The 12,319-nt window shown below is 62.0% G+C and carries 10 protein-coding genes; 5 read left to right on the forward strand and 5 right to left on the reverse strand.

The features are described 5' to 3' along the window. The first annotated feature begins 147 nt into the window (after positions 1-147). On the forward strand, positions 148-2,022 hold the full coding sequence (locus K1567_RS00260; RefSeq protein ID WP_034098848.1) for a SurA N-terminal domain-containing protein: 1,875 nt from the start codon (positions 148-150) through the stop codon (positions 2,020-2,022). Between the two features lie 168 nt (positions 2,023-2,190). Continuing rightward, positions 2,191-3,003 (forward strand): DUF2242 domain-containing protein, encoded by an 813-nt coding sequence (locus K1567_RS00265; protein ID WP_034098847.1) that lies wholly within the window; start codon positions 2,191-2,193, stop codon positions 3,001-3,003. 313 nt (positions 3,004-3,316) lie between these two features. Here K1567_RS00265 and K1567_RS00270 read toward each other — a convergent pair whose 3' ends face one another. Both K1567_RS00270 and K1567_RS00275 read right to left on the reverse strand, forming a co-directional pair. Then, positions 3,317-4,351 (reverse strand): AraC family transcriptional regulator, encoded by a 1,035-nt coding sequence (locus K1567_RS00270; RefSeq protein ID WP_040268775.1) that lies wholly within the window; start codon positions 4,349-4,351, stop codon positions 3,317-3,319. A gap of 4 nt (positions 4,352-4,355) precedes the next feature. Further along, positions 4,356-5,486: a carbon-nitrogen hydrolase family protein gene (locus K1567_RS00275; protein WP_040268774.1), complete on the reverse strand. Its 1,131-nt coding sequence runs from the start codon at positions 5,484-5,486 to the stop codon at positions 4,356-4,358. A gap of 211 nt (positions 5,487-5,697) precedes the next feature. On the opposite strand from K1567_RS00275, the gene K1567_RS00280 reads away from it, so the two are divergent. Beyond that, positions 5,698-7,737 (forward strand): NADPH-dependent 2,4-dienoyl-CoA reductase, encoded by a 2,040-nt coding sequence (locus tag K1567_RS00280; protein ID WP_047882686.1) that lies wholly within the window; start codon positions 5,698-5,700, stop codon positions 7,735-7,737. A 57-nt stretch (positions 7,738-7,794) separates the two neighbouring features. Beyond that, positions 7,795-8,685 carry a 1-aminocyclopropane-1-carboxylate deaminase/D-cysteine desulfhydrase gene (locus K1567_RS00285; protein WP_040268772.1) on the forward strand — a complete coding sequence of 297 codons (891 nt, stop codon included), beginning with the start codon at positions 7,795-7,797 and terminating at the stop codon, positions 8,683-8,685. Here K1567_RS00285 and K1567_RS00290 read toward each other — a convergent pair. From K1567_RS00290 to K1567_RS00300, 3 genes are all read right to left on the reverse strand, one after another. Continuing rightward, positions 8,675-9,232 (reverse strand): cytochrome b, encoded by a 558-nt coding sequence (locus K1567_RS00290; RefSeq protein ID WP_034098839.1) that lies wholly within the window; start codon positions 9,230-9,232, stop codon positions 8,675-8,677. The two genes, K1567_RS00285 and K1567_RS00290, sit on opposite strands and share 11 nt — an antisense overlap. A gap of 114 nt (positions 9,233-9,346) precedes the next feature. Then, the gene (gene phnX / locus K1567_RS00295; RefSeq protein ID WP_220697991.1) at positions 9,347-10,174 is read right to left on the reverse strand and encodes a phosphonoacetaldehyde hydrolase; all 828 of its coding nucleotides are present in this window, start codon (positions 10,172-10,174) and stop codon (positions 9,347-9,349) included. Continuing rightward, positions 10,171-11,301, reverse strand: coding sequence for a 2-aminoethylphosphonate--pyruvate transaminase (locus K1567_RS00300; protein WP_220697992.1), 1,131 nt, complete (start codon positions 11,299-11,301; stop codon positions 10,171-10,173). The genes phnX and K1567_RS00300 overlap by 4 nt, the downstream gene beginning before the upstream one ends. A gap of 110 nt (positions 11,302-11,411) precedes the next feature. Here K1567_RS00300 and K1567_RS00305 point away from each other — a divergent pair, with 110 nt between their 5' ends. Next, complete coding sequence (locus K1567_RS00305) at positions 11,412-12,269, forward strand: LysR substrate-binding domain-containing protein (protein ID WP_047882689.1); 858 nt, start codon at positions 11,412-11,414, stop codon at positions 12,267-12,269. The last annotated feature ends 50 nt before the right edge of the window (positions 12,270-12,319 follow it).

The raw sequence follows: 12,319 nt of genomic DNA on the forward strand, positions 1-12,319 counted from the left end.
TCGCCACGCCGGGGGTGTGGGTTCAAACCCCCGTCCGCTCCGCCAGTTACGAGAAGGCGCATCCTCGGATGCGCCTTTCTTCTATCCGGACTCTACCCACGCTCCATGGTTGCCAATTTTTGAAGTTCAACCGTTTCTGGGGGACGCATGCTGCAAAATATCAGGGACAATTCACAAGGCTGGATTGCCAAGACCATTATCGGGATCATCGTCGCATTGATGGCGTTCACCGGTATCGAAGCGATTTTCCAGGCTTCGACCAACACCAAGCAGGACGTGGCCAAGGTCAACGGTGAAACCATCACCCAGACCGAACTGAGCCAGGCCGTCGACATGCAACGGCGCCAGCTGATGCAACAGCTGGGCAAAGATTTCGATGCTTCGCTGCTGGACGAAAAACTGCTGCGCGAGGCGGCCCTCAAGGGCCTTATCGATCGCAAGCTGCTGCTGCAAGGTGCCGCCGATTCCAAGTTTGGCTTCTCCGAAGCCGCGCTGGATCAGGTGATCCTGCAGACACCGGAATTCCAGGTGGATGGCAAATTCAGTCCAGAACGATTTGATCAGGTGATTCGTCAACTGGGCTATACCCGTTTGCAATTCCGTCAGATGCTGACGCAAGAAATGCTTATCGGCCAGGTTCGCGCAGGTATCGCCGGCAGTGGTTTCGTAACCGACGCCGAGGTGCTGGCTTTTGCCCGTCTGGAGAAACAGACCCGCGATTTCGCCACCGTCAACATCAAGGCCAATCCTGCTGCGGTGAAGCTGACCGACGAGGAGGTCAAGGCCTACTACGATCAGCACGCCAAAGAGTTCATGACCCCTGACCAAGTGGTCATCGATTATCTCGAGTTGAAGAAGTCGTCCTTTTTTGATCAGGTCAACGTCAAGGACGATGAGCTGCAGGCGGCTTATCAAAAGGAAATCGCCAACCTCGCTGAACAGCGTCGTGCCGCGCATATCCTGATTGAAGTCAACGACAAGGTCACCGACGCTCAGGCGAAAGCGAAGATCGAAGAAATCCAGGCACGCCTGGCCAAAGGTGAGAAGTTCGAAGCCTTGGCCAAGGAGTTCTCCCAGGACCCTGGTTCGGCCAGCAACGGCGGCGACCTCGGTTTCGCCGGCCCTGGCGTTTACGATCCGGATTTCGAAACCGCCCTGTACGCTTTGAACAAAGACCAGGTCTCGGTACCGGTGCGCACCACCTTTGGCTGGCACTTGATCAAGCTGCTGGGGGTTGAAGCACCTGAAGTGCCGACTTTCGCCAGCTTGAAGGACAAGCTGACCCGCGAGCTAAAGACTCAGCAGGTCGAGCAGCGTTTCGTCGAAGCCACCAAGCAGTTGGAGGATGCGGCATTCGAAGCGTCCGACCTGGCTCAGCCGGCGTCTGACCTCAAGCTCACTGTGCACACCTCGGCGCCATTTGGCCGTGACGGCGGTGAAGGGGTCGCGGCTAACAGGGCAGTGGTGACCGCCGCATTCAGCCCGGAAGTGCTGGATGAAGGCGCTAACAGTAGCGCCATCGAGCTGGACCCTGAAACCATCATCGTGCTGCGTGCCAAGGAGCACCGCAAACCAGCGCAATTGCCGCTGGAGAGCGTTGCCACGGCAATCCGTGCACAGATGACCAAGGAGCGCGCCAGCGCGGCGGCCAAGACCCATGCCGACGAGCTGATTGCCAGTCTGCGTGATGGCAAGACCCCGTTGAACCAGCCGATTGACGGTCAGGCGTGGAAAGTTACCGAAGCGGCTACCCGTGGCCAGGAAGGGATTGATCCTGCCGTGCTGCAAGCCTTGTTCCGCATGCCAAAACCTGCGTCCAAGGACAAGCCGACCTTCACCACCGTGACCCTGGCCGATGGTAGCCTGATGATCGTGCGGTTGAACGGTGTCAACGAAGCCGCCGCTCCATCGGACGAAGAAAAGGCGCAGTACCGCCGCTTCCTCGCTTCCCGTGTCGGTCAACAGGACTTCGCGGCTTACCGTAAACAGTTGGAAACCAAGGCTGACATCAAGAAATATTGATGCCGGCTTGAGCAAGAAGCCCCCGGCCTGAAAAGTCCGGGGGCTTTTTCGTGGGCGTTCGTTCAGGGGGGCGTAGTCAACCTGTGACGTTTTACCGACAGGAATACGCGCGCCAGTCCCTCGTTCTGTTGCACAATACCGCCCAGATCGTTTTCCTCAGGATTATCAATGTCGACATCATTTCACTTGCGCAGCCTCGGGTTGGCGTTGGTGTTGGCGGGCGCCGCGGGCTGCTCGTCACCCAAGACCGCTATTTATGAACATGAGAACTTCGACGATTCCGGCACCTTTTCCCGGGACTACCCGGTCAGCGATGTGGCGGCGTGCGAAGCCGCACGGCGTGCGTTGCTGAGCCAGGGCTACATCATCACCAGCAGCGACCCAAAACTGGTGGTGGGCAATAAGAGCTTCCAGCAGAGTGGCGAAACCCATTTGCAGATCAGTTTCAACGTGGTGTGTGCCGACGACGGCAAAGGCAAGAAACATTCAACGATGTTTGCCAACGCCTTGCAGGACCGCTACGCGCTGAAGAAGGTCAACAACTCGGCGAGCCTGGGAGTGGGGGTGCTGGGTTCGGTGTCGATGCCGATCGGCTCCACCGATGACTCAATGGTCAAGGTCGCCAGTGAAACGGTGTCCGCGCCCAAGTTCTATGAGCGCTACTTTGCGCTGGTGGACGTGTTCCTGCCCCAGGAAGTGAAGAAGGCCGAGCATATTCCGGAGAAGCCGAAGGCTGAACTGGGGGTGCCGGAGCCTAAAACCGAACCGGCCGCCGAGAAAGTCGAGGCTCCCAAGGATCAGCCTGCTGTGCCTGCCGCCTCGCAACCGCTCGCTCCACCGGCAGAACCCGCGCCGATTGCGCCTCAGGCGGCGCCCGAAGCAGCCCCCGCGCCAGAACCTACGCCTGCTCCCGCGCCGACCAATCCCGACCTGCCTGCGCCGACAGAAGCCATTCCCCCGCTGCCTACGCCTGCACAGTAATCAACACGCTACGGGATCGACGCTGATCCCGTAGCGGCGAGTGCCTCCACTGCCTCCCTGGGCTAAATCACCGACCTGCTGCTACGTTTAATCCTCAAGTGCAGAAACGTCATGGCGCTGACTTTTTTTCGTCATCACGGCACTTTAGGCTGACTATTCGGGTCATTTGCTAAGGCCGCTCTACGCCGGCTTTTCTCATCCAAAACAGGGAGCACACCATGGACGATTATCAAGAAGAGCTGTTGGAGTATCAGGCGTTTGAACTGGACCCTTTGGATCCGGCCGACGATGCCACCGAGCTGTAACACCGACCTCAGGCGGAATGCCGCTGACTGCGGCGAAACTCCCCTGGGGTCTGGTTGTTCCATCGCCTAAACGCGCGTTGAAAGGCCTGGGCTGAGGCAAAGCCGAGCAAGTAGGCAATTTCGCCGAAGGCCAGTTCCGTATCGCGGATATAGGTCATGGCCAGGTCGCGGCGGGTGTCATTGAGAATCGCGCGAAACTGGGTGCCTTCTTCCGTCAGTTTGCGTCGCAGGGTCCAGGTCGGCAGCTTCAAGCGTGCCGCCACTTCTTCCAGGTCGGGTTCCCGACCGCCATTGAGCATCGGCCCGAGCAAACGGGTAATGCGCTCGCTCAGGCTGCGAGTGCGCGTCAACTGCTCCAACTCCCGTTCGCACAATTGCAGCAACAGGTGCCAGGTACTTGGGCAATGTTGCGGGTTGCGCAAGGCCAGGGTGGCTTGGCTCAGACGCAGTTGGTTCAGGTCAGCACCGAAATGCACAGGGCTATCGCCCAGCAGGCTATAGCGTTCGCTGTAGTCGGGGGCTTGAAATTCGATCTCGATCCGCTGGGCCTGCACCGGTTGCTGGGCCAGGCTGGACAATTGATGCAGCCAGCCAGCGATGATCGAGTCGACCACAAAGCGGTTGTAGGCGTTATATGGGCTGATGGAGTAGAAGCGCAGCCAAGCGCCTTGGGCGTCCTCGTGAAAGCTCGATTGCCCCCGGTAGTTGGAGCCGTACAGCGGTTCAAAGCGCGTCAGCGTGCGTGCGGCCTCGCGTACGGTGGGCGCTTGCGCGGCGGTGACACCGGCGAGTCCAGCCTGGCTCAGACGGCTGAGCTGGCCCATGCGCAGGCCCAGGGCAGGGTCGCCCGTGAGTTGTATGGCGGCGTGGCCCAGACGCATATAGCGGGGTATAGATAAGCGCGCGCCGGCTTCGGCTAACCGCGCCGGGTCGAGGCCGTATTGCAGCAGCAGGGGTTGCGGGTCCAGGCCATGGCTGTGCACCGCGTCGGCCAAGGTGTGCACGAAGCCCACCGACAAGTCTCCCAGGCGCACTGGTTTCACGGCGTTACAGCCAGATATTCAGCATGCGCGCGCCACGGGCGTCGCCATCGGCGCTGATCTGCCCGTTGCTGCTGAGAAAGCTGTGCCCTGCAGTGCCCAGGTCCCAGAACTGCCCGCGTAGAAACACGCTCATGCCGGCGCTGGCCTGGCTGACGGGTTGCTGGCTGATCAACGTGAGTCGACGCCAAGCCTCGCCCTCACTGAGTTCCTCGGGCTTGAGGCTGACTTCCGGCGGCGTGGAAACGCTCTTGAAGCCGCGCCATGGCCGGTCCCAGGTGTCACGGCCTGTGACCAGCGCCGGTACGGCGATCAGATGGGCACCGTTTTCGTTGAGCTTGCGGTAGTTATCCGGGTACCAGCTGTCGCTGCCCACTAACACGCCCAATCGACCGGCTGGCGTATCCACCACGCTAACCACGTTTTCATCGCCGGGCTGGATAAATTCGCGCTCGTCGTAGATCGGGTAGAGCTGGCGCTGGGGATCGCCGATGGGCAAGCCGTCCGCAGCGAATACCACGCTGGCGTTGTACAGGGCGCCGTGGCCGATCTGCAGTTGCCGTTGGCTGATGCTCGGGTTGGGCAGGGCGATTGAGCCGGCCACCAGGGTCACGCCGAACTCTTTGGCCAGCCCGCCGAACAGTACCTGATAGTCGCGAGCCATGGCGGGCGCTTTCATGCGTAGATAGGCGTCGTCCATGCGGTCGGCGCCGGTGGCGCTGATCCAGGCGCGCACGAACTGCACCGGGTTGCTGATCGACAGCCAGTTCATCGCCTCCTTGAGGTGCAGCGCTTGATAGACCTCGTTCTTTTCGCCGGTGAGCATCAGCCAGGTGCCGATGTGTTCGGGCAGCACCACAATGGTCTTGTCGTTGATCAAGCCTTGGTCGCGGGCGTTTTGCAGATACGCGGCGAGTTTCAGGTGCAGGCGTTCCAGGCTCTGGTAGTCGGCGGGGAACAACTCCGGCTGGATGCCTAGCAGGTTGCCTCGGTCGGCTGGTACGCCTTCGTTGACGGCCAGGGTGATGCGCAGGTCCGACAGGTAATGCGCCACAGGGCGCTCCTGGGTCCAGACCAGATACGCGGTGACGGCGGCAACCAGGGCCAGGGTAACGGTGAACGCTAGAAGTTTACGCATGGGCAACAGACAACAGACCGGGTGCTGGGTTCGGCGTCTAGGGTAGGGCCCATGCCTTGGCTTGCCAAGGGGCGCTGTACATTTGGATCAATAACTTGTCAGTTTCAGTCATTGAGCAGTCGGTAACCGCCTCTTAGTCTGTGGGGCATAAACCGATGGTTGGCCATTCGAGCCGGCCACGTCCCGTGATGACCTGCCGTGGAGCTGTACCATGACCGCCGCTGCTTACCCGCACCTGCTGGCCCCGTTGGACCTGGGCTTTACCACCTTGCGCAACCGTACCCTGATGGGGTCGATGCACACCGGCCTGGAAGAAAAACCCGGCGGTTTCGAGCGCATGGCCGCCTATTTCGCCGAGCGCGCCCGGGGTGGCGTGGGTTTGATGGTCACCGGCGGTATTGGCCCCAACGATGAGGGCGGTGTGTACGCCGGCGCGGCCAAGTTGACCACCGAGGAAGAAGCCCAGAAGCATAAAATCGTGACCCAAGCGGTGCATGCGGCAGGCGGTAAGATCTGCATGCAGATCCTCCACGCCGGGCGGTATGCCTACAGCCCCAAGCAAGTGGCACCGAGCGCGATTCAGGCGCCGATCAACCCGTTCAAGCCCAAGGAGTTGGACGAGGAAGGCATCGAAAAACAGATCCAGGATTTCGTCACTTGCTCGCGGCTGGCTCAGGTCGCCGAGTACGACGGCGTTGAAATCATGGGCTCTGAAGGCTACTTCATTAACCAGTTCCTCGCCGCGCACACCAACCACCGCACCGACCGTTGGGGCGGCAGCTACGAGAACCGCATGCGCCTGGCCGTTGAAATCGTGCGTCGTGTGCGCGAAGCGGTGGGGCCGAATTTCATTATTATCTTCCGCCTGTCGATGCTCGACCTGGTGGAAGGTGGCAGCACCTGGGAAGAAATCGTGCAACTGGCCAAGGCCATCGAGCAGGCCGGTGCGACCATCATCAACACCGGTATCGGCTGGCACGAAGCACGCATCCCGACCATTGCCACTAAAGTGCCGCGTGGCGCGTTCAGCAAAGTCACCGCCAAGTTGCGCGGTGCGGTACAGATCCCGCTGATCACCACCAACCGCATCAATACCCCGGAGATTGCCGAGCGCATCCTCGCCGAAGGCGATGCCGACATGGTGTCGATGGCGCGGCCGTTCCTTGCCGACCCCGAGTTCGTCAACAAGGCGGCCGCCGGGCGTGCCGATGAGATCAACACCTGCATCGGCTGCAACCAGGCGTGCCTGGATCACACCTTCGGCGGCAAGCTGACCACCTGCCTGGTCAACCCCCGTGCGTGCTACGAAACCGAGCTTAACTACCTGCCGGTCAAACAGATCAAGAAAATTGCCGTGGTCGGTGCCGGCCCCGCCGGTCTGGCGGCGGCGACGGTGGCCGCCGAGCGTGGGCACCAAGTGACCCTGTTCGATGCCGCCAGCGAGATCGGCGGTCAGTTCAATATCGCCAAGCGTGTGCCGGGTAAGGAAGAGTTTTTCGAAACCCTGCGCTACTTCAAACGCAAGTTGCAGACCACCCATGTCGAGGTGTGCCTCAATACCCGCGTGGACGTGGCGCAACTGGTGGCCGGCGGCTATGACGAAATCATCCTGGCCACCGGCATTGCGCCGCGCACCCCGGCCATCCCAGGGATCGACAACCCCAAGGTGCTGAGCTACCTGGACGTGATCCTCGAACGCCAGCCGGTCGGCCAGCGCGTGGCGGTGATCGGCGCCGGCGGCATTGGCTTCGACGTATCGGAGTTCCTGGTGCATCAGGGCGTGTCCACCAGCCTGGACCGTGAGGCGTTCTGGAAGGAATGGGGCATCGACACCCAACTGCAGGCCCGTGGCGGTGTGGCCGGTATCAAGCCCCAGCCCCATGCGCCGGCGCGAGAAGTGTTCCTGCTGCAACGCAAGGCTTCCAAGGTCGGCGATGGCCTGGGCAAGACCACTGGTTGGATCCACCGCACCGGCTTGAAGAACAAGCAGGTGCAGATGCTTAACAGCGTCGAGTACCTGAAGATCGATGACCAAGGCCTGCATATCCGTATCGGCGCCGAGGGCGAGCCGCAGTTGCTGGCGGTGGACAACATCGTCATCTGCGCCGGTCAGGACCCGCTGCGCGACTTGCAGGACGGCCTGGTCGCCGCCGGGCAGAACGTGCACCTGATCGGCGGCGCAGACGTGGCGGCCGAGCTGGACGCCAAGCGCGCGATCAACCAAGGTTCGCGCCTCGCCGCCGAGCTGTAAGGCCCTGAGCGGGGCGGTGCTAGACTACCGCCCCGTTTGCCAGGCAGATCCACCCCCATGGGCCCCTTCGATTGGCTTCCCATCGCTCCCCTTGAACCATTGCACCTCGATTGGCTGAACGGCATCGAGCTGGCTGTGCTGCGCCTGGACCGTATAGACCCCCTGATCAGCGGCAACAAGTGGTTCAAACTCACCGAGCATTTGAGACAGGCAGAACAGGCCGGTGCCCGTGGCATCATCAGCCTGGGCGGTGCTTACTCCAACCATTTGCATGCCTTGGCGGCAGCGGGTGAGCGCTTTGGTTTCGCCACTGTCGGCCTGTTGCGCGGCCATCCTCAAGACACCCCCACCGTCCTCGACCTGAAAGCCTTTGGCATGCACCTGCATTGGCTGGGCTACGCCGGCTATCGCGCGCGCCACGGGGCGGACTTCTGGCTGCCGTGGCGTGAGCAATACCCGCAGTTGTATCCGGTGCCCGAAGGCGGCGGCGGGCTTGCCGGTGCGCTGGGTTGCGCGGTGCTGGTGGAACAGGTCCGTGGGCAATTGAGCAAGCTGGGTTGGAACGCTTACGACGCTTGGTGGCTGGCCGCCGGCACGGGGACGACCCTGGCAGGTTTGGCCCTGGCGGAAGCGGGCGCGCACCCGGTGTACGGTGCGATGGCGGTGCCGGATGATCACGGCGTGGCCCAGAATGTGGGGGCGATTGTGGCGGGTGGCTACGAATTGCTGGAGGCCAGCCGCGGTGGGTTCGCCAAGGTCGACGCGGCATTGCTCGACTTTATGCAAACCACCGAACGCGCCACTGGCCTGCCGCTGGAGCCGCTCTATACCGGCAAGGCGCTGTTGGCGTTGAAGCAGCAGATCGAGGCCGGGCGGTTCTCGCCCGGCACGCGTCTGATCTTTGTGCACACCGGTGGCTTGCAGGGCCGTAGCGGGTTCACAGGTTAGCGCGCTTACCCGGCATCATCCGCAGCGCGGTGTTATCGCGAATCACATAGTGGTGCACGATTCCCGCCAGCGCATGCAGGCCGATCAGCCAGTAGCCGATTTTGCCGAACAGCACATGCCAACCTTCGATCTCTTTGGCCAACGCCTTGTTTTCAGCGATCAGCGGTGGCAGCTCAAGACCATAGAACATCACTGAATGCCCTTCGGCGCTGACGATCAGCCAACCGGCAATCGGCATGCCGATCATCAAGGCGTACAGCGCCCAGTGCATCAGTGTGGCCAGCAGGCTCTGCCATGGCGGCGGGGTGGGGATGATCTTTGGCGCGACCCCCAGGCTCCGGGCGAACAGGCGCAGCCACACCAGCACGAACACGGTAAGGCCGAACATAAAGTGCATTTCCACGATCAACGTGCGTGCGCCGCTGCCCTTGGGGAACTGCCCGCGTAGCTCAATGCAGGCGTAAACCACCGCCAGCAGCACCACCATCAACCAGTGCAGCGCAATCGACATGGTGCTGTAGCGCGTATCGGAATTTTTCCACGGCATCGCTGGGATCCTCATTGGTCAGGGCATGCCTTCGTTCTTTTGTGACGAAGTATTTCTACTGTAAGCCTGTTTCCAACGATTTGCCCGCTGCGATGGCCGTTGTTTTGACCTCAATCAGTGGCTTTGCGGTATTTCGCCGCGGGCCAGGCGTTGGTTGATGTCGGCGATGACCGCCGGCAGGTCGGTAATGGTGTCGATCAAGTAGTGGGGCCGCGAGCCTTCGAACATCGCTTCGATTCGCCTGCGTTCGCTGGCCAGCGTGGCGGCGTCGAGGGCGCGAAATTGCGCATAGGTCAGCCCCAGCGCATTGCCAGAGCAGGTCAGCGCCACGGTCCACATGCCGGCGCGGCGGCCTTCGAGGATGCCCGGTACGGTGTCGTCGACTTTTACGCACGCTGCCACGTCGTCAATGCCCAGGGCGATCACATTCGCCAGGGCCTGGGCGGGCCATGGACGGCCATTGGGTACTTCGTCAGTGGCGACCACATGGTCGGCGACGTAGCCGTTGCGCGCGGCCAGGGCGACCACTTTGTCCATCACCTGCTTGGGGTAGCCGGAGCAGGAGCCGATCTTGATGTTCTGGGCACGCAGTGTGGCGATGGCGTCGAGCGCGCCGGGGATCAGCGCCGAATGCTCGGCGATCTTCTCGATCTGCAGGGGCATAAAGCGCTTGTAAATGGCCGTCACGTCGTCATCGGTGGGCGTGCGCCCGAATGCCTGGCGGTAGCGCTCGGCCACCTGCGGCTGATTGCACAGGGTGCGGATATGGTCCCACTTGCCCATGCCCATCGGGCCACGGGCTTCGTCGATGGACACCTGCACGCCGAACTCGGCGAAGGCCTCGACAAAAATCTGCGTGGGCGCGAAGGAGCCGAAGTCGACCACGGTGCCGGCCCAATCCAGGATCGCGGCCTGTAGCTTGGTGGGGTTTTGATAGTTCATGCGGGTACTCCAGACGCAGAGAGAAGAGGGATGTCCATGGCGCGCAATACCTGGGCGATGGCGGTTACGGCGGCGCGCATGTCGGTAGCGTCGACATGGCCGATGCAGCCGACGCGAAAGGTTTCCACCTGGGTCAATTTGCCGGGGTAGAGGATGAAACCCTTGGCCTTGACCCGTTCGTAGAAGTCCTCGAATTGGTAGCGCGGGTGTTGGGGGGCGTGGAAGGTGACGATGATCGGTGCTTGGATCGCCGCCGGTAGAAAGCTGCGCAGGCCCAGTTCGGCCATGCCCTCAAGCAGCGTCTGACAATTGTGCGCGTAGCGCTGATGGCGCGCGGGCAGACCGCCTTCTTCGTGGTATTGCAGCAGCGCTTCGTGCAGGGCCGCCACCACATGGGTGGGCGGGGTGAAGCGCCATTGGCCGGTTTCGGCCATGTAACGGTGCTGCTCGAAAAGGTCCATCGCCAGGGAGTGGCAGTTGCCTTGAGCAGTGGCCAGCGCCTGTTTATCGACAAAGACAAAACCCATGCCCGGCACGCCTTCCAGGCACTTGCCTGAGGCCGCTATCAGCGCGTGGAACGGCACTTCGCGGGCATCGATCGGCAGCGCACCGAAGGAACTCATGGCGTCGACGATCAAGCGCTTGCCGTGGCTTTTTACCACCTGGGCGATGGCCGGCAGCGGGTTGAGAATGCCGGTGCTGGTTTCGCAATGGATCAGCGCGACATGGCTAATCGACGGATCGGCGTGCAGCAGGCGGTCCACATCGGCGGCGGTGGTGGGTTCGTCCTCGGCGGTTGCAAAGGTGCTGAATGCACGGCCGAGCACTTCGCAGATCTTCGCCAGGCGTTTGCCGTAGGCGCCGTTGACCAGCACCAGCACCTTGCCATCCCGTGGCACCAAAGTGCCGATTGCTGCCTCGACGGCGAAGGTGCCGCTGCCCTGCAAGGGCACGCAGTGGTGGCTGTCGGCGCCATGAATGATTGCCAGCAACTGCGCGCGGACGCTGGCGGTGAGTTGGTTGAAGCGCTCATCCCAGGAACCCCAGTCCACCAGCATGGCCTGGCGGGTGCGGGCAGACGTGGTCAGGGGGCCTGGGGTCAACAGCATCGGCGCGGTAAGGAGCATCGTGGGTTCTCTTCAGCGTTGAGTTGAATCTACGGCGCTTACGTTGCGGTTTGGCGTGATATCAATCAAATTGTTTATTGTTATGCGAGCTATCAGCGAGGCCGATAACCATGAACCTGTTTCAACTGCGTGCATTCGATGCCGTGGCCCGCGAGGGCAGCTTTACCCGTGCGGCGGCGCGGCTGTTTATCAGCCAGCCAGCGGTAACCGGGCATATCAAGGCCCTGGAGGAGCACTACCAGATTCCGCTGTTGCGCCGCACGGCGCGGCGGGTCGAGTTGACCGAGGAGGGCGCGCGGCTGGCGGCGATCACCCGGGCGATCTTCGGTCTGGTGGACGAGGCCCAGGCCCTGCTCGAAGCCAATCGCCAGTTACTCAGCGGGCGCCTGGAAGTGGCGGCGGACGGTCCGCACCTGGTCATGCCGATGATTGCCAGCCTGCGCGCGCGGTACCCGGGCATCACCGTCAACCTGCGGCTGGGCAATGCTCAGGAGACCTTGGCCGCGCTGTTGGCCGAGCATGCCGATGTGGCGGTGCTGACCGAGGTGGAACCCCGCCCTGGCATGCATTTACAGCCCTTGGGCGAATCGCATATCTGCGCCTTGGTCCCGTCCAACCACCCGTGGACGGAACTGCCCAACGGCATCGAGCTGAAGCAACTCGATGAGGTGATCATGGTGCTGCGCGAGCCCAGTTCGATCACCCGCCGCACCTTTGATGCCGCCTGCCAAGCCGCCGCTGTGCAGCCCAAGGTGCTGCTGGAACTGGATAGCCGTGAGGCGGTGACCGAGGCGGTCGCCGCGCAATTGGGCGTCGGCGTGGTGTCGTCGATGGAGGTCAGCCAGGACCCGCGGGTGCGGGCGGTGCCGATCCGCGGCGCGGGGTTACTGAACCGGCACAGTCTCGGCTGCATGGAGCGACGCCGTTCCCTGCGCCTGATCCAAGCGTTTTTCGAGCTGGCGCCGTGACGGTTTTTTGGTGGAACGATGCGTTCTCGCGCTATAAACTCTGCCCCCAA

This window comes from Pseudomonas sp. S5F11, assembly GCF_019641515.1.
In the GTDB taxonomy this organism is placed as follows: domain Bacteria; phylum Pseudomonadota; class Gammaproteobacteria; order Pseudomonadales; family Pseudomonadaceae; genus Aquipseudomonas; species Aquipseudomonas rhodesiae.